The organism is Candidatus Hydrogenedentota bacterium (assembly GCA_012730045.1).
GTDB lineage: Bacteria > Hydrogenedentota > Hydrogenedentia > Hydrogenedentales > CAITNO01 > JAAYBR01.
The window spans coordinates 71,480-91,494 of sequence record JAAYBR010000138.1 but is presented as its reverse complement, the minus strand read 5'-3'; the positions used below and the strand labels follow the sequence as shown (position 1 = coordinate 91,494).

General features: G+C 68.2%; 15 protein-coding genes and 1 pseudogene. 13 read left to right on the top strand and 3 right to left on the bottom strand.

The genetic code is table 11. From position 1 onward, the window contains the following. Positions 1 to 122: 122 nt before the first annotated feature. Positions 123 to 1,160: a hypothetical protein gene (locus GXY15_14865; protein NLV42491.1), complete on the bottom strand. Its 1,038-nt coding sequence runs from the start codon at positions 1,158 to 1,160 to the stop codon at positions 123 to 125. Positions 1,161 to 1,337: 177 nt separating this feature from the next. Next, positions 1,338 to 2,759 carry a dihydrolipoyl dehydrogenase gene (gene lpdA, locus GXY15_14860; protein ID NLV42490.1) on the bottom strand — a complete coding sequence of 474 codons (1,422 nt, stop codon included), beginning with the start codon at positions 2,757 to 2,759 and terminating at the stop codon, positions 1,338 to 1,340. 411 nt (positions 2,760 to 3,170) lie between these two features. Between lpdA and GXY15_14855 the strand changes: the two genes are divergently transcribed. The 6 genes from GXY15_14855 (at position 3,171) to GXY15_14830 (ending at position 9,361) form a co-directional block, all read left to right on the top strand. Continuing rightward, on the top strand, positions 3,171 to 4,706 hold the full coding sequence (locus GXY15_14855; GenBank protein ID NLV42489.1) for a solute:sodium symporter family transporter: 1,536 nt from the start codon (positions 3,171 to 3,173) through the stop codon (positions 4,704 to 4,706). Positions 4,707 to 4,831: 125 nt separating this feature from the next. Next, on the top strand, positions 4,832 to 6,019 hold the full coding sequence (locus GXY15_14850) for a Gfo/Idh/MocA family oxidoreductase (protein ID NLV42488.1): 1,188 nt from the start codon (positions 4,832 to 4,834) through the stop codon (positions 6,017 to 6,019). A 4-nt stretch (positions 6,020 to 6,023) separates the two neighbouring features. Further along, on the top strand, positions 6,024 to 7,064 hold the full coding sequence (locus tag GXY15_14845; GenBank protein ID NLV42487.1) for a uroporphyrinogen decarboxylase: 1,041 nt from the start codon (positions 6,024 to 6,026) through the stop codon (positions 7,062 to 7,064). A gap of 317 nt (positions 7,065 to 7,381) precedes the next feature. Continuing rightward, entirely contained in the window at positions 7,382 to 8,374 is a 993-nt protein-coding gene (locus tag GXY15_14840) for a hypothetical protein (protein NLV42486.1), read from the top strand. Positions 8,375 to 8,698: 324 nt separating this feature from the next. Then, entirely contained in the window at positions 8,699 to 9,121 is a 423-nt protein-coding gene (locus GXY15_14835; GenBank protein NLV42485.1) for a putative toxin-antitoxin system toxin component, PIN family, read from the top strand. A gap of 3 nt (positions 9,122 to 9,124) precedes the next feature. Then, on the top strand, positions 9,125 to 9,361 hold the full coding sequence (locus GXY15_14830; protein ID NLV42484.1) for a toxin-antitoxin system HicB family antitoxin: 237 nt from the start codon (positions 9,125 to 9,127) through the stop codon (positions 9,359 to 9,361). 58 nt (positions 9,362 to 9,419) lie between these two features. Here the strand turns inward: GXY15_14830 and nhaC are convergent, their stop codons facing one another. After that, entirely contained in the window at positions 9,420 to 10,967 is a 1,548-nt protein-coding gene (nhaC, locus tag GXY15_14825) for a Na+/H+ antiporter NhaC (GenBank protein NLV42483.1), read from the bottom strand. A gap of 1,089 nt (positions 10,968 to 12,056) precedes the next feature. Here nhaC and GXY15_14820 point away from each other — a divergent pair. The 7 genes and pseudogenes from GXY15_14820 to GXY15_14790 all read left to right on the top strand — a co-directional run bounded on the left by GXY15_14820 (position 12,057) and on the right by GXY15_14790 (position 19,952). Further along, a pseudogene (locus tag GXY15_14820) lies at positions 12,057 to 12,173 on the top strand (TetR/AcrR family transcriptional regulator). A 22-nt stretch (positions 12,174 to 12,195) separates the two neighbouring features. Continuing rightward, entirely contained in the window at positions 12,196 to 12,570 is a 375-nt protein-coding gene (locus GXY15_14815) for a hypothetical protein (GenBank protein ID NLV42482.1), read from the top strand. Between the two features lie 132 nt (positions 12,571 to 12,702). Further along, a complete protein-coding gene (locus tag GXY15_14810; GenBank protein NLV42481.1) occupies positions 12,703 to 14,292 on the top strand; it encodes a phosphoglycerate dehydrogenase in 1,590 nt (529 codons plus the stop codon). Positions 14,293 to 14,368: 76 nt separating this feature from the next. Continuing rightward, a complete protein-coding gene (gene icd / locus GXY15_14805; protein NLV42480.1) occupies positions 14,369 to 15,613 on the top strand; it encodes an isocitrate dehydrogenase (NADP(+)) in 1,245 nt (414 codons plus the stop codon). Between the two features lie 130 nt (positions 15,614 to 15,743). Then, on the top strand, positions 15,744 to 16,529 hold the full coding sequence (locus GXY15_14800) for a hypothetical protein (protein ID NLV42479.1): 786 nt from the start codon (positions 15,744 to 15,746) through the stop codon (positions 16,527 to 16,529). Between the two features lie 557 nt (positions 16,530 to 17,086). Next, a complete protein-coding gene (locus GXY15_14795; GenBank protein ID NLV42478.1) occupies positions 17,087 to 18,442 on the top strand; it encodes a Gfo/Idh/MocA family oxidoreductase in 1,356 nt (451 codons plus the stop codon). 25 nt (positions 18,443 to 18,467) lie between these two features. Continuing rightward, positions 18,468 to 19,952 carry a hypothetical protein gene (locus tag GXY15_14790; GenBank protein NLV42477.1) on the top strand — a complete coding sequence of 495 codons (1,485 nt, stop codon included), beginning with the start codon at positions 18,468 to 18,470 and terminating at the stop codon, positions 19,950 to 19,952. Positions 19,953 to 20,015 lie beyond the last annotated feature (63 nt).

Sequence of the window (20,015 nt, the reverse complement as noted above, 5' to 3'; positions counted from 1 at the left end):
GTTCAAACCTAACCCAGGGGGCGCTGTCCGCCCCTCTTTTTGGAAGTGTCCCGCCGTCCGCCCGGGCATGTCAAGAAAACGCCCCACCCGTTCCCGTCCCGAGCCGGACCGCCCGCCGTGTCCTAGGGGTCAAGCCGGATGAAGTCGCTAAACCGGTCGGAAACAAGCCCGGCCCGGTCCCGGTACTGCACGCGCACGGTGTAGTGGCCCGGGGTGGCGCCTGCCAGCGCCCAAGCCTTGGTGGCTGCCACGGGTTCCCAGGGGCTCCAGGTGGCCCCGTCGTTGCTGAACCGCATCCGGCTCACGCCAAAACCGTCCCCGTCGTCCCAGGCGAGGGTCAGGGTGACGTTGGGATCCTGCGTTGCGGACTGGCCGCCGTTGATGACCATCCCGCCCGTGGGGGCCGTCGTGTCCACGGCGATGTAATCGCCTGCAATGGCCGAGACATTGCCCGCCTTGTCGCGGAACTGGGCGCGCACGGTCTTGACGCCGTCACCCGGGGAGAGGGCCCACGCCTTGGCGGCGGCGGGTTTTTCCCAGGAAGACCAGGTGGACCCGTTGTTGCTGAACCGCATGCCCGACACGCCCGACCCGTCCCCGTCGTCGTAAGTGAGGGAGAGCGTGACATCCGCGGAGGGCGTCCGGGCGTCGCCGCCGTTGACCGCAACGGACCCCGTCGGGGGCACGGCTTCAACCACCAGAAACTGGTCCACCCACCCGGCATCGGCACCAATGGATAATCCGCTGTCCTTGGTATAGACCCAAGTGAGGAGGTTGGAGCCCGCGTCGAGGGACACGGTCTCCTTCGTCCAGTCGACTTCACCGGATGTCTGGTGAGTCAGCGTCCCGTTCACCGAGAAGCTCAAGACATCGTAATCAACCTCGCTGGAGACCTTCCACCAGAAACTGACCGACACGGGGCCCGTGACCATCGTCTGGAGCGTGGAGGACTGGTTGTCGTACACATCGCCGCTCTGGACGGCGTTCCACCCGTCATGGCTGACCGCCGTCTGGAACAACCAATCGGCGTTGCCGCTGGTGATCCACGGGCGGTTGCACGCGCCCACGCCCTCGCACAGTCCGGGAATCCCCTCGTCCTGCGGGACCGGGATTTCCTTCGCGGCCGCCCCCTGGCTAAAAAGGGCCGCCAACACCGTCAAGAAAAAAACAGAAACCGCCCAATAACCCTTATTCATACCCCACCCGTCCTTTCCGAGTGCCCGGGGCACCTCTTATTGTCATCTTCCCAAACGCACTGCCCATCCGCAATTTCGCATTAAGCGTATCACCACGGCCTGAGAAAATCAAGCAATTTGTGATAACGGTGAGCGGCCGCTCTAACCGCGTTTGGGGCGGTAGATGTGGGTGCTGAGTCCGAAGAGGGCGGCGGCGCTCTCCATGACCGTCTCGCTGAGGGTGGGGTGGGGATGGATGGTCATGTCCAAATCTTCGGCGGTGGCCCCCATCTCGATGGCGAGCACGCCCTCGGCGATGAGTTCGCCCGCGCCGGCGCCGCAGATGCCCACGCCGAGGATCTGCCCGGTGTCCGGGTCGGTGAGGAGTTTGGTGAGGCCGTCGGAGCGGCTCAGCGTGGTGGCGCGTCCGGAGGCCGCCCAGGGGAAACGGGTGATGTGCACCGCGCGGCCTTCGGCGGCCGCGGCGGACTCCGTGAGGCCGCACCAGGCCAGTTCGGGGTCCGTGAAGACCACGGCGGGGATGGCCTGGGGCTCGAAGGCCGCCGGTTTCCCGGCGATGACGGAGGCGGCCACGCGGCCCTCGGCCGACGCCTTGTGCGCCAGCATGGGCTCGCCCGCCACGTCGCCGATGGCGAAAATGGCGGGGTCCGCGGTGCGGCGCTGCGCGTTCACTCCGATGAACCCCTTCTTGTCCACCGTCACGCCGGTGGAGGACAGGTTGAGGCCGCTGGAGTTGGGTTTACGGCCCACGCACACCAGCACGCGGTCGAACAGGCGCGACGGATCGCCGACCGCCGGCCCCTCCAAGGTCACCCGGATGCCGTTCTTTTCCTCCTTCATCCCCGCGACCCTGGTTCCCAGCAGGATTTCGTGCATGAGCGCCTGGAGCCGCACGTGCAGGGGTTTTACCAAGTCGCGGTCTGCCCCGGCCAGCAGGCCGTCGGCCATCTCGACCACCGTCACCTTCGATCCGAGGGAGGCGTAGACGGAGCCGAGTTCGAGGCCGATGTAGCCGCCGCCGATGACCAGCAGGGTCTCCGGGATCTCCTCCATCTGCAGGGCGGAGGTGGAGTTCATGAGGCGGTGGGAGTCAATCAGCGGGCCGAAAAGCGCGGGCCGCGAGCCGGAGGCGATGATCGTGTGCTGTGTCTTCAGGACGATCTCGGAGCCGTCATTGTGGAAGACGGCCAGGGTGTTCGAGTCCAAAAAGCCCGCCCTGCCCTGGATGTGGTTGAGGCCGCGGGCGCGGCAGAGCTGGCCGAGGCCGCCCGTCATCTGCTCCACCACGGACCGGGTCTTGCTGCGGACCTTGTCCAGGTCCATCTTCGGCTCGCCGAACGCCAGCCCCCACTCGGCGGCCTCGCGGGTGTCGTTGATGAGCTTGGCCACATGCAGGAGCGCCTTCGATGGGATGCACCCGCGGTAGAGGCAGGTGCCCCCGGGGTTCGGCTCCGTGTCCACCAGCGTCACCTCCAGCCCCAGGTCCGCCGCGTGAAACGCCGCCGTATAGCCCCCCGGCCCGCCGCCCACGACGGTCAGGAATGTGCTCATCTGCTTGGCCATGACAGAAAAATCCTTGTTCTCTTGGGTGAAAAAGCGCCCCGCTTGGGCGGTTTCCCGTCCGGACACTCTGGAAACAATAAAAGCGATGGGTATCATACCCGAAAGCCGCCTCTCAGTGTCTGCGGCGGAGAATGCCCGGAGCGCGCGCAGGGACCCTTTTTCATCGGACCGATCCGACGGATCCGACCGATCGGTCCGATCTTCCGGCCCCGTCCGACCTGTCCGACTTGTCCGACCTGTCCGACGGGCACCCCGCCGCTCCAGACTCCAGACTCCGGACTCCGGACTCCAGACTCCGGACTCCAGACTCCCCTTGTGGCGGCGGCGGGGTTTCGAGTACCTTTAGAACTCCCGCAGGGGCCGGTCCGGCGGAGTGCCGGGGGCTGGGGCCGCCGCGGGGGGAGGTGACGCGTGGAACTGAGCCTGTTTGATCTGGCGGCGTTTGCCGGGGCCATCGGCTTTGTGGTCGTCTTCAGCATGTACAAGAGCCGGAGCGGCGGCGCGACGGGGGAGGACTATTTCCTCGCGGGGCGCGGGCTGACGTGGCCGCTCATCGGGCTGTCCATTGTGGCGGCGAACCTGTCCACGGAGCAGTTCGTGGGGATGGCGGGCCAGGGGGCGGGGAACGTGGGGCTCGCGGTGGGCAACTGGCAGCTGACGGGGGCCGTGGGCGTGGTGGTGGTGGCGTTTGTATTCCTGCCGCGCTTCCTGCGGGCGGGCATCTACACCATGCCGGAGTATCTGGAGTACCGCTACAACGCGGCGGCGCGGGCGCTGATGGCGGTGTACACCGTGGTCATCTATGTGCTGGTGACGACCGCCACGGTGCTCTACTCCGGCGCGCTCACGCTGCACACCATCTTCGGCCTGCCGATGACGGGCTCCGTCTGGCTCATCGGCGGGGTGGCGGCGGTGTACACGGTCTGGGGCGGCCTGAAGGCCGTGGCGTGGGCCGACCTTATCCAGGGCGCGGGGCTGCTGCTGGGCGGGCTGCTGACGGTGGTGCTGGGCTTTCAGGCCGTGGGCGGTGTGGACGCCTTTTTCGCGCACAACGCGGACCGGCTCCACATGATCCTCCCGGCGGACCACCCCGTGCTGCCGTGGACCGGCCTCCTCGCGGGCATGTGGATCCCCATCTTCTACTACTGCGGCCTGAACCAGTTCATCGTGCAGCGGGCGCTGGCGGCGAAGAGCCTGCGCCAGGGCCAGCTCGGCGTCATCTTTGCGGGCGCCCTGTGGCTGCTGGTGCCCTTCGTCATCGTGTTCCCGGGGATCATGGCGGCGCAGCTCTACGGGGACACGCTGGCCTCGCCGGACCAGGCCTACCCCACGCTCCTGCGCGAGATCATCCCGCGCGGCCTGCGCGGGCTCATGCTGGCCGCCCTGGCCGGGGCCGTCATCAGCTCCATCGCCTCCATGCTCAACAGTGCTTCCACGGTGTTCACCATGGACCTCTACCGCCGCCATTTCCGGCCCGACGCGCCGCAGGGGCTCCTTGTGGGCATGGGCCGCGCCGCCACCCTCGTGTTCCTCGTGATGGGCTGCCTCATCGCGCCCTTCCTCGCCAATCCGCGCTTCGGCGGCATCTTCAACTACATTCAGGAGTTCCAAGGGTACATTTCCCCCGGCATCCTCGCCGTGTTCGTGTTCGGCTTCGTTGTGCCCCGCGCACCGGCCTTCTCCGGCGTCGCGGCGCTGCTGCTGGCACCCCTGGTCTACGGCGCCCTCCAGTGGGGCATGTCCGACGTGGCCTACCTCCACCGCATGGCAATCACCTTCGGCGTCGCGCTGGCCGCCATGGCCGCCATGACGCTCATCGCCCCGGCGAAGGAGCCGAAGGTCCTGCCTGTCCGCGAGGAAATGGACATGCGCACCGACAAGGTCGCCGTCGCCGCGGCGGCGGCGGTTCTTGCGGGGATTGGCGCGTTCTACGCGGTGTTCTGGTGATGGCGGGGGAAGGCCAAAGACAGGGCAGGCGGGACGCCTGCGCTACGAAAAAGCCCGGCGGGTCGCGGCACCGTACCGCAGGCGTCCCGCCTGCCTCAGTAACCTAAGCCGACAGGAGACAGACGATGAAGAAGAAAAGCATCCGCGCCGGGATCGTGGGCGCGGGGTTCAGCGCGCGGTTTCACTGGGAGGCCGTGTCCCGGGTTCATGGGGTGGACGTGGACGTGCGCGGGGTCTACGCGCTGGACCGGGCGCAGGCGGCGGAGTACGCGGCGCAGCGCGGCATCACCGCGTATGACTCGCTGGACGCGCTGCTGGACGACGTGGACGTGGTCCACTGCTGCGTGCTGGTGGCGGGGCATGAGGAGGTGGCCGTGGCGGCGCTGAAGCGCGGGCGGCATGTCATATTGGAAAAACCGTTCACGGGCTACTGCGGCGACGGCTCGGAGGACTTCCACGGGGACCGGTTCCCGAAGGGGGACGCCCTGCGCGCGGGGCTGGAGAGCGTGCGCCGCATGCTGGCGGCGGAGCGCGAAAGCGCGGGCCGCATCTGCTACGCCGAGAACTGGGTCTACGCCCCGGCGGTGCAGCGGGAGCGCGAGGTGCTGGAGAAGACGGGTGCGCAGATTCTCTGGATCCACGGCGAGGAGGCGCACTCGGGGTCGCACAACCCCACCTACGCCTACTGGAAATACTCCGGCGGCGGCGTGATGATCGGCAAGGGCTGCCACCCCCTGACCGCCGCGCTCTACCTCAAGGCCGTCGAGGGCCGCGCGCGCACCGGCAAGGCCATCAAGCCGGTCTCCGTGTCGGCGCGGACCGCCGCCCTCACGCGCATGGAAAACTTCCAGGACGAGGGCCACATCCGCCGCGACTACCACGACATTGACGACTTCTCCATGATGCACGTCACCTTCGAGGACGGCACGCTGGCCACGGTCTTCGCGTCGGACATCGTCCTCGGCGGCATCCACAACTGGCTGGAGGTCTGCGCGAACAACCACCGCACCCTCTGCAACATCAACCCGAACACGGCCATGCAGGTCTACAACCCCGTGGACGCCAACTTCCGCGACATCTACACCGTGGAGAAGACGGGCACGAAGCAGGGCTGGACCAACATGCCGCCGGACGAGGACTGGTTCACGGGCTACCCGCAGGAGATCGAGGCCTTCTACCGCGCCCTCACGGAGGGCACGCCCGTCGAGAGCGACAGCCTCCTCGGCGCGGACACCGTCTCCACCATCTACAGCGCCTACGTCTCCGCCGAACGCGGCGGCGCCGAAACCCCCGTCACCTCGTTCAGGGAGTAGCCCCATGACCAATGAACAGTGGGAGAAACTGCTGGCCGTGCTGGACGGGCACCGCGTGGACCCCGCCCCCGTCGGCTTCATCATTGACAGCCCCTGGCTCCCCGGATGGGCCGGCATGGGCATCCTCGACTACTACGCCGACGGCGGGCGCTGGCTGGAGGCCAACCTCCGCGCTGTCACCCGCTGGCCCGGCATCCTGTTCCTGCCGGGCTTCTGGTCGGAGTACGGCATGTGCACCGAGCCCTCCGCCTTCGGCGCGCGCTGCATGTGGCACGAAAACGAGTTCCCCTTCGCCGACAAGATCGCCGACTCCCTCGACGCCGCGCTGGCCGCGCCGGTCCCCGTGCCCGGCCGCGACGGCATGACCCCCTTCGTGCTGAAACGGCTGGCCCACACGGAGGCGCGCATCCGCGCCGCCGGCCACGCCGTCCGCTTCGCCGTCGCGCGCGGACCCCTCAACATCGCCGGGTTCCTCCTCGGCAACACCGAGTTCCTCCTGGGCATGAAAACCGAGCCCGACAAGACCCACGCCCTGCTCGACCGCGTCACGGACTTCCTCTGCGGCTGGGTTAAGGCGCAGAAGGCCGCGTTCCCCGGCATCGGCGGCGTCCTCGTCCTCGACGACCTTGTCGGCTTCTGCGGCCCTGAGGATTGCGTGGAGTTCGCCAACCCCTACCTGACCCGGCTCTTCGCCGCCCTCGACGTGCCCGTCCGCTTCTTCCACAACGACGCGCACGGCCTCGTCTGCGCGCCCCACCTCGAAAAGGTCGGCGTCAACCTCTTCAACTTCAGCCACGAGCACCCCATCGCCGAGATGCGCCGCCTCGCCGGCGACCGCGTCGCCCTCCTCGGCAACATCCCCCCCCGCGACATCCTCGCCCAAGGCACCCCGGAGGACGTCTCCGCCGCCGTGACCACCCTCCGCGCCGACACCAAAGACATGAAACGCGTCCTCCTCTCCTGCGGCGGCGGCATGCCCCCCGGCGTCCCCACGGAGAACATTGACGCCTTCCTGGCGGCGGTCTCCACCACCAGGCTGCCGTAGAGGTTTACCGACGGTGTCCCTGCAGCTGCAACCCCTTCGCACAAAGGCTGTCTCTGCTGACGTTCATTGGCGTGACGTCCACGCACTGTCCGGGTCCCCCCTTGAGGGGGGTAGTTCGCGGGAGCGAACTGGGGGATGTTCCGGAGATTGGGTTGTGGCGCCAACGCTAAGAACATCCCCCGGCCGCGAAGACGCGGCCACCCCCCTCAAGGGGGGACCAAGACCGGCAGGGCGTCTGACTCAGGTGTCTGTGCCATAATGACCCGCCCCCTCCGGGGGCCTTGGTGTGGAGCCTCAACGAACAGGGAGACACAGGGATGGGCGACTGCAACACGGACCTGGGCCGGATACCGACCCTTCATGTGGTGGGGGACTCGATCCCGCGGGCGTATTACCGGGCGATCAAGGCGGTGTGGGAGCACGGGTACTCCATGCGGACGGAGTATGACCGGAAGAACGCGGCGGGGGAGTTCATTGACCCGCCGAGCCGGGACGCGCGGGTGCTGGTGGAGATCACGGACCCGTTCGCGCAGCCGCGCTTTCCCCCGATCTCGTTCTGCGAGATCGGCACGTACATCGCCGAAATCATGGGGGTGAAGGATTACCGGGTGGTGCCGTTCGACAAATTGCAGGGGGCGGTCCACGGCGAGCTGGAGGCCCACGAGTGGCCCTACACCTACCACCAGCGCCTCTTCGCCCACCCGGACGCAGGCGGGTCGGTGGTGGACCAGATGGCCCTGGCGGTGGAGCGTGTCTGCGCCACGCCGCACAGCCGCCGCGCCGTCGCCACGACGTCGGTGCCCAACCTGGACCCGTATCTGAGGGAGGACATCCCCTGCCTGCGCGAGGTGCAGCTGCGCTGCCCCGAGGACGCGGACGGCACGCTGGTGCTGAACATGAACACGATGTGGCGCTCCCGCGACCTGTACAAGGCGTGGGGGGACAACATTGTCGCCCTCACGTTTCTCCAGCAGGTGCTCGCCCGCCAGATCGCCGAGAAGACGGGCCGGAAGGTGCGCGTGGGCAGCTACGCCGACTACAGCTGCTCGCTCCACATCTACGGGCAGGACTTCGGCGCCGTCGGCGGCAGCGCCGAGCGCGGCCTCAAGAGCTTCTTCGACACCTTCGACGAGGAGAGCTTCGTCGCCCGGTCGCTGCCGAGCGAGTTCGCCAAGGACATGCTCGTCCTCCCGCAGCTCCAAAACCTCCTCACCGCCCGCGAAATCGAGCAGTGGGGGTTCCCGAAAGAGAGCCAGGACCTCATCCGCAGCCTCATCGCCGACATCGAAAGCGGCACGCTGGAGGTGTGAGGGGGGGGGCGGCACATGATTACTGCCCGGAAGGGTTTACATGGATGGACAGGATAGACAGGATTTCCTGCCGCATCCTGTGTATCCTGCCCATCCATGTAACCGTAGTTTCTGTTTCCTTGTCGGGCGGAGGGGCCAGGGAGACGGAAAATCGGACCGATCGGTCGGATCGGACCGATCCGTCGGATGAATTGGGCGGGTCGGACCTGTCCGACGGGTCCGACGGGGCCAATGGGTCGTTGGCGTCCCCCCCATTACAGACGCTTCCTTGGCGAAAACCGTGCTTGTCTTGACAAACGCGGCGGTATCGTATACAATACCAACATGAGCCTGCCCCGGATTGTCATGGACACCAACGTGCTGGTCGCGGCCCTGCGGAGCAGGCAGGGCGCGTCGCACCAGCTATTGATGCTGGTGGGTACCGGGAAGTTCGAGGTGGCGGTTTCTGTGCCGCTGGTGCTGGAATACGAGGCGGAGGCGATGAAGCTGACGCGCCGGGACGGGCTGACTGCGGCGGATGTCTCCGCCATCATTGACTACCTCTGCTTGGTGGCTGTTCGGGCGGAGGTGCATTACCTGTGGCGGCCGTTCCTGCGCGACCCCAAGGATGACATGGTTCTGGAGGCGGCGGTGGCGGCGGGATGCGGGCAGATTGTCACGTTCAACAGGCGGGACTTCTCGGGGGCGGGGCAGTTTGGCATTGGTGTTGCGACGCCCGGCGCGTTTCTTGCCGGGATTGGAGGCTGACCCATGAGCACGATAAGCCTGCGTTTGCCGGATTCACTGCATGACGAGGTGCGGAAGCTGGCCGCCCGGGAGAACGTGTCCATCAACCAGCTGGCGACGCTGGCCATCGCGGAGAAGGTGTCCGCGCTGGCCGCCGAGGAGTATCTGGCGCGGCGCGCGGCGCGCGCGGACCGGAAGAAGTTCGAGCGGGCGATGAGCAAGGTTCCCGATGCGCCGCCGGACAAGGGGGACGCCCGGTAGGGCGTTGCCGCGCCGCCAGGGAGACGGAAAATCGGACCGATCGGTCGGATCGGACCGATCAGTCGGAGGGGTCGGACAGGTCGGACAGGTCTGACAGGTCTGACGGGTCGGACTTGTCTGACTTGTCCGACTTGTCCGACGGGTCCGCGCCTTTCCCTTCGGCGGGCGGTTCTGCTTCGGGTTCCGCCTTGGCGATGGCAATGCCGAAGGCGGCCATGGCGATCGCCACCACGGGGGACAGCAGGTTGAGGAAGCACCAGGGCAGGTAACTGAGCGTGGGCACGGACAGTGCGGCGGCGGCGAAGGCGCCGCAGGTGTTCCAGGGGACGAGGACGGAGGTCATGGTGCCGGAATCCTCGAGGGCGCGGGAGAGGTTCTTGGGGGCGAGGCCCATGTCGGCGTAGGCGGCGCGGAACATGCGGCCCGGCACGACGATGGCGAGGTACTGGTCGGCGGCGAAGAGGTTGAACAGCACGCAGGTGGCCTGGGTGGCGGGGATGAGGGTGCGCGCGCCGCGCACGCCGGCAAGGACGGCCCGGGCGAGGCGGGGCAGCATGCCCGCAGCCTCCATGACGCCGCCGAAGAGCATGGCCATGAGGATGAGGGAGACGGTGGCGTACATGCGGGTCATGCCGCCGCGCGAGAGGAGCTGGTCGAGGGCGGCGTCGCCGCTGTCGAGGGTGAACCCCTCGTAGGCGACTTTGAGCAGGTGGACGTAGCGCGCGCCCGCGCCCCCCTCCGGGAAGAGCCCCGGCTGGAAGACCAGGGCGGCGCCCGCGCCCAGCAGTCCGCCGACCACCAGCGCGGGAATGGCGGGCACCCGTCGCGCCGCCAGCAGGATCACCCCCAGCGGCACCGCCAGCAGCCCCCAGTGCATGAAGAACACCCCTGACAGGCCGTCCACGGTCCGCCCGACCAGCGCGGGATCATAGGCCGCGCCGCCGCGGCCCAGCCCCACAATGGCGAAGCCCGCCAGCGCGAGCGTGCCCGCGGGAATGGTCGTATAGAGCATGTGTCGGATGTGCTCGAAGAGCGTGCTGCCCGCGGCGGCGGGGGCGAGGTTGGTGGTGTCGGAGAGGGGGGAGAGCTTGTCGCCGAAGTAGGCGCCGGAGATGACGGCGCCCGCCACCATGGCGTCGGGGAAGCCGAGGGCGCGGCCGATGCCGATGAGGGCGACGCCGACGGTGCCCATGGTGGACCAGCTGCTGCCGATGGCCAGCGAGACGACGCCGCACACCGCGCAGGCGGCGGGCAGGAACACGGCGGGATGGATCAGGCGCACGCCGAGGGCGATCATGGTGGGGACGACTCCGGAGAGAATCCACAGGCCGATGACGCACCCGACGATGAGCAGGATCAGCACGGCCTCCATGGCGAGGACAATGGACTGGATGGCCCGCAGCTCCAGGTCGCGGTAGGAGCGCCCGAGGAAACCCTTCGCCAGCACGGCGGCGAACACGGCGGACAGCAGCAGGGTGATCTGGTTCGGCCCGGCCGACGCGCCGTCGCGGAACAGGGCCACATTCACCGACAGCCCCCCCATGAGGGCGATGCAGGGAAGCAGCGACAGGAGCAGGGACGGGTCCTTTTCTCGCGCTGTTTTCATCGGGGAGACTCCAGGCGTTACTATAGCGGCCGCAGGCATGTCCGCGCCAGCGGGGGCCGGCCACATTGCCGCGTGAAAGGCATGTATACTAGGGACGGCGGCGCCCTCCGGCGCGGACAAAGAAAAAGGAGGACGTTTATGCGGACAAGCGGTCTGCGGCCCATCCAGGCCGGATTGGTTCCTGTTGTTTTTTGCGTGTTGCTCGCCGCTTCCGGGAGTGCGCGGTCAGCGGATGGCGACATGGTGGTGGAGTCCCCCGCGGCTGCGATGGCGCCCGGCACGGCCCTCTTTGCGGGGGACCCGCGCCCGTATCAGGAAAGCCCTTACGCGCACAGCATGGACCGCGGGCTGAAATTCGTGCTGTTGGACAAGGATCCCGAGCGGTTTATGCACCTGGCGGTCCTGGATTACCTGCAGCGGAAATTCGGATTGGGCCAGCGCTTCAGCATCTCCCGCGCTTATGACCCCGACATCCACATCGAAGTGAACACAAAGGACATGGCCGCCTTTGGACGGCTGACCACCCCCTTCCACCGTTACACGCCCGGCGACACCGGGGAAGTGAGGGACTTCGTGAAGGCCATGGTGGTCGGCCTGTACAGCGACCGGTTTCCACCCCCTCCGGACTATGTGACCCGTCTCCGGGGAGAACTGGAGGCGAACCGGGGCAAGGGCGGCATGCACGACTACGCCGTGACGCACCACGCGCTGGCCTTCCACTGGATGGTGGAAAACAATGTGGCCTGGAATTACGAGGGCAGCAAGGGGCTCCGCCCCGAATTCGCCAACGCCATGGTGGAAATCATCACCCGCAACGGCCCGGACAAGGACATCAGCTACGAGGCCATGGCCTTCCTGCAGTACATGGGCTTCCGGTCCATGGTGAAACAGGAGTGGATCGAGGCCGTCGCCGCCGCCCAGCGGCCCGACGGCGGCTGGGGCTACAAGCCCGACACCGGACCGTCCCACGGCCATCCCACGGTGCTGGCCCTGTGGGCCCTGCTGGAACACGCCCTGCCGGACGTGCCGGCGGTCACCTGGGTGCAGCGCACCGAGGACGACATCAACAGCACCTCGGGAAAGAGCGCTCCGGCGGAGACGCCCCCGGCGGAGACGCCCCCGGCGGAGACGCCCCCGGCGGACACGCCCCCGGCGGACACGCCCCCGGCGGACACCCCCCCGGCGGACACCCCCGCGGCGGCGCCCAAAGAGTAGGAGCCCGGGGAGCATGACGCCGCCCGCCCCCGAAGCCGTCCCCCGCTGCCACCTCTGCGGCGCGGTCTGGCAGGGCGCCGCGGCGCAGCCCGGGTTCAAGGAGACCTGCGCCGGATGCGGCGCCTATGTCCACTGCTGCCTCAACTGCCGGTTCCGCAACCCGTCCCTGCACAACCAGTGCGCCATCCCCGAGACGGACTGGGTGGGCGACCGGAAGCGCCTGAATTTCTGCGAGCAGTTCGAGTTTGCCCGCCGGCCGGAGGCCGGGGCGGCCCCCGGGGACGGCGGCGCGGTGCGGGACCGGTTTGACGCGCTTTTCGGGGGCGCGGCGCCGGGGGATCCGCCCGGCCCGAAGGGGTTTGACGACCTTTTCGGGGGCGGCGGTTGACAATCGAGAAGTTTTTCCTTTATTATTAAGGCGGATGGTGAGATTTTTCTTCGCGACGGGCCGCGCACGGGCCGTTTTTTTTCTTTCCGGCGCGCGTGCCGGGCCGCGACAACCTGCTGGAGGCCTGGGCTTATGTTTCGAGTGCTGGTGCTGGACAATCTGAGCGAGGAGGGCGTCGAGGTCTTCAAGGCCGAGGGGATCGAGGTGGACGTGCGCCCGCCCCAGAAGCCCGCGGAGCTCGCCGCGGTCATCAACGACTACGACGGCCTGGTGGTGCGCAGCGCGACCAAGGTGACCGCGGAGGCCCTGGAGGGGTCCACCCGCATGAAGGTCATCGGCCGCGCGGGCGCGGGCACGGACAACATTGACAAGGACGCCGCCACGCGCCACGGCATCGTGGTGATGAACACGCCGGGCGGCAACACGATCTCCACGTGCGAGCACACCTTCGCGCTCATGATGGCCCTGTGCCGCAACATCCCGCAGGCCCACGCGTCCATGGCGGCGGGCCGCTGGGACCGCAAGCTGTTCATGGGCAAGGAGCTGAGCGGGAAGACCCTGGGCATCGTGGGCATCGGCCGCATCGGCGGCGCGATGGCCAAGCGGGCCAAGGCCTTCGAGATGAAGATTCTCGGCTTCGACCCGATCCTGAGCCCCCTCAAGGCCGAGGCCCTCGGCGTGGAGCTGGTCCCCCTCGACGACATCATCGAGCGGTCGGACTTCATCACCATCCACGCGCCGAAATCGGACAAGACGAACAACCTCTTCTCCATGAAGGAGTTCAAGCGGATGAAGCGGGACTGCCGCATCATCAACTGCGCCCGCGGCGGCATCGTCAACGAGCAGGACTTGGCCCAGGCGCTCCGCGAGGGCGTCATTGCCGGGGCCGCGCTGGACGTCTACACCTCCGAGCCCTTTGAGAACAACCCGTTCCTTGGCCTGGACAACATCGTGATGACGCCGCACCTGGCCGCCTCGACCGACGAGGCCCAGGTCACCGTGGCCGTGGACGTGGCGAGGCAGATGTCCGACTGCCTGAAGACCGGCGCCATCGTGAACGCCGTCAACGTGCCCAGTCTCGACAGCGAGACGCGCGCCGCCCTGCAGCCCCTCCTGTTCCTCGCGGAGCGCATGGGGCTCTTCCAGTCGCAGTTCGTCCAGGGACGGCCCCGCTCCCTGGAGATCGAGTACATCGGCGACTGCGGCGCGGCGGACACCTACCCCGTCACGGCGGCGGTCATGTCGGGCTTCCTCACCCCCATGGTCGAGGCGGTCAACATGGTCAGCGCGCCCAGCCAGCTCCAGGAGCGCGGCATTGAGGTTTCCGAGAAGCGCAGCCCCGAGTCCTCGTCCTACGCCTTCGAGATCGGCGTCACCGTCAAGTCCGACACCGAGACCCAGCGCATCCGCGGCACCCTCTTCAACGGCAACGACCCGCGCATCTGCACGGTCAACGGCATGCGCGTGGACGCCGTGCCCGTGGGCAACATGCTGGTCTGCCTGAACGAGGACAAGCCCCTCATCGTCGGCCGCATGTGCACCCTCATCGGCGAGGCGGGCATCAACATCGCCAACCTCATGCTCGGCCGCGACGCCAAGGGCGGCCAGGCCCTCACGGTGCTCAACCTCGACCAGCCTGTGCCCGGGGACGTGCTGGACACAATCCGCGCCGCGGCCCACGTGAACGAGGTCCGGCTCGTGGCGCTGCCCGACGCGAAATAACCGCGCGCTGCGCGGCGTTCTGAAAACAGGCGGGACCGGTGCGCCCCGCCGCCCCGTGAACAGGAAAGGAATCCCCATGTCCCGCTACCAGCACATCACCGTCCCCGAAGGCGAGAAGATCGAAGTGGGCCCGGCGGGCCGCCCCCAGACCCCCGACCGGCCCGTCATCTGCTTCATTGAGGGCGACGGCACGGGGCCGGACATCTGGCGCGCCTCCAAGCACATCTTCGACGAGGCGGTGGCCCGCTGCTACGGCGGGAAGCGCTCCATCGCGTGGATGGAGGTTTTCGCCGGCGAGAAGGCCAACGGCGTCTGCGGGTCCTACCTGCCCGGCGAGACTCTGGAGGCCATCTCCGAGTACGGCGTGGCGATCAAGGGGCCCCTCACGACGCCGGTCGGCGGCGGGTTCCGCAGCCTCAACGTCACCCTGCGCCAGGAGCTGGACCTGTTCGCCTGCGTGCGCCCCGTGCGCTGGTTCGAGGGCGTGCCCAGCCCGGTGAAGCACCCCGAACTGGTGGACATGATCATCTTCCGCGAGAACACCGAGGACGTGTACGGCGGCCTGGAGCTGGAGGCGGACTCCGACAAGGCGAAGCGCCTTTCGGACTTCTGCGCCGCGGAGTTCGGGTGGAAGATCCGGCCCGGCTCCGGCCTCGGCCTCAAGCCCATCAGCGAGACGGGCACCAAGCGCCTCGTGCGCGCCGCCATCCGCCACGCCCTGGAGCACGGCCTCAAGAGCGTCACCCTCGTGCACAAGGGCAACATCATGAAGTACACCGAGGGCGCCTTCCGCAAGTGGGGCTACGAGCTCGTCCGCGAGGAGTTCGCCGACGTCGCCGTGGCCTGGGACGACTGCGGCGGCGACCCCAAGGGCAGGCTCCTCGTGAAGGACACCATCGCCGACATCTTCCTCCAGCAGATCCTCACGCGGCCCGACGAGTTCGACGTGATCGCCACCATGAACCTCAACGGCGACTACGCCAGCGACGCGCTGGCGGCCCAGGTCGGCGGCATCGGCATCGCCCCGGGCGCCAACATCAACTACGAGACCGGCAAGGCCGTCTTCGAGGCCACCCACGGCACCGCCCCCAAGTACGCCAACCTCGACAAGGTGAACCCCAGCAGCCTCGTGCTCTCGGGCGTCATGATGTTCGAGTACCTCGGCTGGCAGGAGGCCGCCGACACCATCATCGCCGGGCTCACCGCGGCCTTCGCCAACAAGACCGTCACCTACGACTTCGCCCGCCTCATGGAGGGCGCCACCCTGCTCAAGTGCAGCGAGTTCGCCCGCGCCGTCACGGAGAATTTCAAGAGGGTATAGGGTCTGGGGTCTGGGGAGTCGGACAGGTCCGACTTGTCCGACAGGTCTGACGGTTGCGGGTGGGCCTGCGCGTTCCTCCGCCCCCCCCGGTGGTATACTTCCCTCTGACCAAAGAATGGAGGGTGCCGCCATGCGTTGCGCGCTTGTGTTGGCTTTCTGCCTCGCCCTGACGGGCTGCGGCGTGGAGCTGCTCACCACCACGGCCATCCAGGGCGAGCTGCAAACCCAGCAGATGCAGGCCATGAAACGCCAGGTGCAGTCGGCCTCCGACACCTCGGGGCGCGTCACCCTGGAACGCGCCATCCAGACCTACCGCGCGGAGAAGGGGGACAATCCCGCCTCGCTGGACGACCTGGTGCCCGACTATGTGCCCGCCATCCCGAAGCGCGGCGACGGCACGGAATACGGCTACGACCCGGCCCGCGGGGTGCTGCTGGACGGCCCGGCGGCGCCCGCCGCCGCCCCGGCGGCCGCCGCCCCCGGCGGCGCGACCCCGGCAGACCAGCAAATGATGACCGCCATCCGCGACGCCATCACGCGCTACGGCACGGCCACCGGCTATTACCCGGCCACGCTGGACGCGCTGTACCCGACCTACCTCGCCAAACCGCCGCGCACCAGCGCGGGCGAGGCTTTCCTCTACAACAACCAGAACGGCGCGGTGACCCACCCGCGCGGCGGCGGCGCCCCGACCGCGTCCGCGCCCGCGCCCACGGCGCCCCGCGTCCCGTCCGGGGTGGGCGGCGCGGGCCCCATGGGCGAGGTGATGACCGGCATCGGCATGCAGCAGCAGCTCAACAGCATGGGCAGCAGCGGCGCGTCGGCGGCCCAGGGCCACGCCACCCGCTCCCTCGGCGGCGTCTCCTCGGGCCACACCGACGCCCAGAACCGCGCCATGGACCAGCTCGGCCTCTGAGGGCGCGGTCCCTTCCGGGGACAGGGCAATCGCACCAAAATCCGGCCACCCTTTCTGACAAAGAGTTCTTTCGCCCCCTGCTCCTTGTTCTTTTCAACGCTGAAAGCGTTGCCGAATATAGCCCAGGCCAGGCCGCCGCCCGAAGGGCCAGGCCTGCCCTGGGTCGCCCGGACAGGAAGAATCATGCCCCAACGGGGCAGCCGAAATTGCGGCGGGGAGTGCCGCGGCGGCCTTGGGGAAACGCGCGGTCCCAGTCGTTTTTCGTGCGCCCCCGCGCGGGCAAGCCCACGCGAAGAAAGGCGGCAGCAAGCTACCGCACTCCAAGGCGCTGCGCGCTGTGCAGACCCGGGGCTGCGGTAATGGGCGGCGGCCTGCCTGGGTCCTATGCGGATGTCCGGTTGGCCCAACAAAGACAAAGGTACAAATCCAAGGGGCATTGTAGTGCGATTGCCCTGCTTCCGGGGATGCGCCCGTCCCCCGCCGCTGATATACTGCGGCGAGGCTGGACGGCCCGGAGGACGGTTCCGGGCCGCCGCAACATTCAAGGAGCGGCGCGCATGGACGGCATGACGCGGCGGGGGTTCATTTCCAAGTCGGCGAAAAGCATGCTCACCGTCGTGGGCGGGGTTGCGGTCGCCGCGCTGCCCGGAAAGGCGCGGGCGGTGTCCGCGAACGACCGGGTGGTCATGGCGGTCATCGGCGTGGGCGGGCGCGGCCGCGACGTGTCGCGCCAGTTCGTCAACAGCAAGGGCGCGGTCATGGCCTACGTCTGCGACGCGGACGAGAAGCGCATCGGCAGCTACCCGGACCAGCTGGAGCGCCTCCAGAAGCGCGCCCCGAAGGCGGTGCAGGACATGCGGCGCGTCTTCGACGACAAGGAGGTGGACGCCGTCCTTGTATCCACCTGCGACCACTGGCACGGCCTCGCCACGGTCTGGGCCTGCCAGGCGGGCAAGGACGTCTATGTGGAAAAGCCCCCCTGCCACAACCTCTGGGAGGGGCGGAAGATGGTGGAGGCGGCGCGCAAGTACGGCCGTGTCGTCCAGTGCGGGCTGCAGAACCGCAGCGCCGCCTACGCCCTCGCCGCCCGCGAGTACCTCCAGAGCGGAAAGCTCGGCGACATCCCCCTGGTCAAGGTCTACAACATGAAGGGCGGCGGGCCCTTCACCTGCCCGCCGGACTCGCCGAAACCGGACGGCGTGGACTACGACCTCTATCTCGGCCCCGCGCCGTCGCGCCCGTTCAACGAGGGCCATTTCCACGGCGGCTGGAAAATGTGGTGGGCCTACGGCGGCGGCGACATGGGCGACGACGGCATCCACCAGCTCGACCTCGCCCGTTTCGCCCTGGGCGACCCCCCGCCGCCCAAAGTGGTCACCGCCAGCGGCGGCCGGCTCGCCTTTCCCGACGACCGCGAGGTGCCGGACACGCAGACGGTCACGTTCGAATACGAGCGCCGCATCATGACCTTCGAGCTGACGCAGTACTCCCCCTACATGATCAAGGCGGACGACGACGTCCGCAACGGGGACAAGTACCCCTTCTGGCCGACGAACGCCACGCGCATCGAGTTCTACGGCACGCGCGGGCTCATGTACCTCGGCCGCCACGGCTGCGGCTGGCAGGTCATCCGCGAGAACGGCGAGGTGGTGGACGGGGGCTACGGACGCCAGGCCAACGACGAGCACCGCGCCAATTTCCTCGACTGCGTCCGGACGCGGAACAAACCCGCCGCGGACATCGAAACCGGTGTGGCCAGCAACCTGCTGGTCCACTACGGCAACATGGGCGTCCGCGTCGGCGGACGCCGCATGGCGGTGGACCCGCAGACGCTCCAGACTGCGGACAGCGAGGTTGACGCCCTCTTCAAGCGGGAGTACCGCGAGCCCTTCGCCATCCCGGAACAGGTCTGAAAACACCCCCAACGGAGCCCGCGCCATGAGACCCTTTTTCGCCTGCCTGGCCCTGTGCTGCCTGTGCGCCTGGACCGCCCCCGCGCAGGAGGCCCCGCTCCGGGTCTGCCTGGTCTCGGGGTCCTTCGAATACGACTCGGACACCGCCCTGACGATGTTCAAGGCCTATCTGGAGGAGAACTTCGCGGCGGAGTGCGTGCTGCTGCGCGCCGACGGCTGGGAGAACCTCCCCGGACTGGAGGCCCTCGACACCTGCGACACGGCGCTGTTCTACACGCGGCGGCTGGAAATCTCGGGCGACCAGCTCGACCGCGTGAAGCGGTACTGCGCGGCGGGCAAACCCCTCGTGGCCGTGCGCACCGCCAGCCACGGGTTCCAGAAGTGGCTCGCCTTCGACCGCGAGGTGCTCGGCGGCAACTACAAGGACCACTTTGGCGAGGGCCCATCCATAGAAACCTTCCTCATGCCCTCCGGGAAGAAGCACCCCGTTTTCGAGGGCGTCGAGCCGTTCCGCTCGCGGTACAGCCTCTACCGGACCAAGCCCGTCGCCAGGGACGCCGACGTCCTCATGACGGGGAGCACCCCGGCGTCCCGCGGACGGCAGCCCGTCGCCTGGACGCGCGTCCACAACGGCGGCCGCGTCTTCTACACCTCCCTCGGCGGCGTGGGAGACTTTGAGAACCGCGCCTTCGCGCGCATGGTCGCCAACGCCCTGTTCTGGACGGCGAACCGCGCCCCGGCGCTCAAGACGCCCGCCGTGCCCGCCCTGCGTGAAAAGCGGGCGGGCGCGATAGGCCTGTCGCTTCGCACCCGCGACGCGGACGACCTGACGTCGGAGGGGCGCACCGCCGCCGCCGAGTGGCCCGCCGCCGAGACCGCCGTCATCGTCAGCGACATGTGGGACAAACACTGGTGCGACTTCGCCTCGGAACGGGTGGGGGAGATGGCCCCGCGCATGGACGAGCTTCTGAAGCGCCTGAGGAACGCGGGCGTCCAGATCATCCACTGCCCCTCCGAGACCCTCGGCTTCTACCAGGACACCCCGCAGCGCCGCCGCATGCGGGACGCGCCCGCCGCGGACCTGCCCGCGCCGCGGGACATCCAGGACCCGCCCCTGCCCATAGACGACTCCGACGGCGGGTGCCCGGGAGAGGAGGGCTTCTACCCGGCCTGGACGCGCCAGCATGCCACCCTCACCATCGCCCCGGAGGACGGCATCTCCGACGACGGCCGCGAGATCTACAACTACCTGCGGCAGGAGGGCATCCGGAACCTCCTCTACGTCGGCGTCCACACGAACATGTGCGTGCTCAACCGCACCTTCGGCATCCGCCAGATGACCCGCTGGGGCGTCAACTGCGCCCTCGTCCGCGACCTCACCGACAGCATGTACAACCCGGCCATGCCCCCGAAGGTGCCCCACGACGAGGGCACCGGGCTGGTCGTGCGCCACATCGAGGCCCACTGGTGCCCGTCGGTCATGAGCGGCGAGATTGCCGCGGGGAAGTAACCACCGATGAACAGTGATAAACACCGATGAAGAGGGGAATGATAGGCCCGGAGCGGGCTCCGG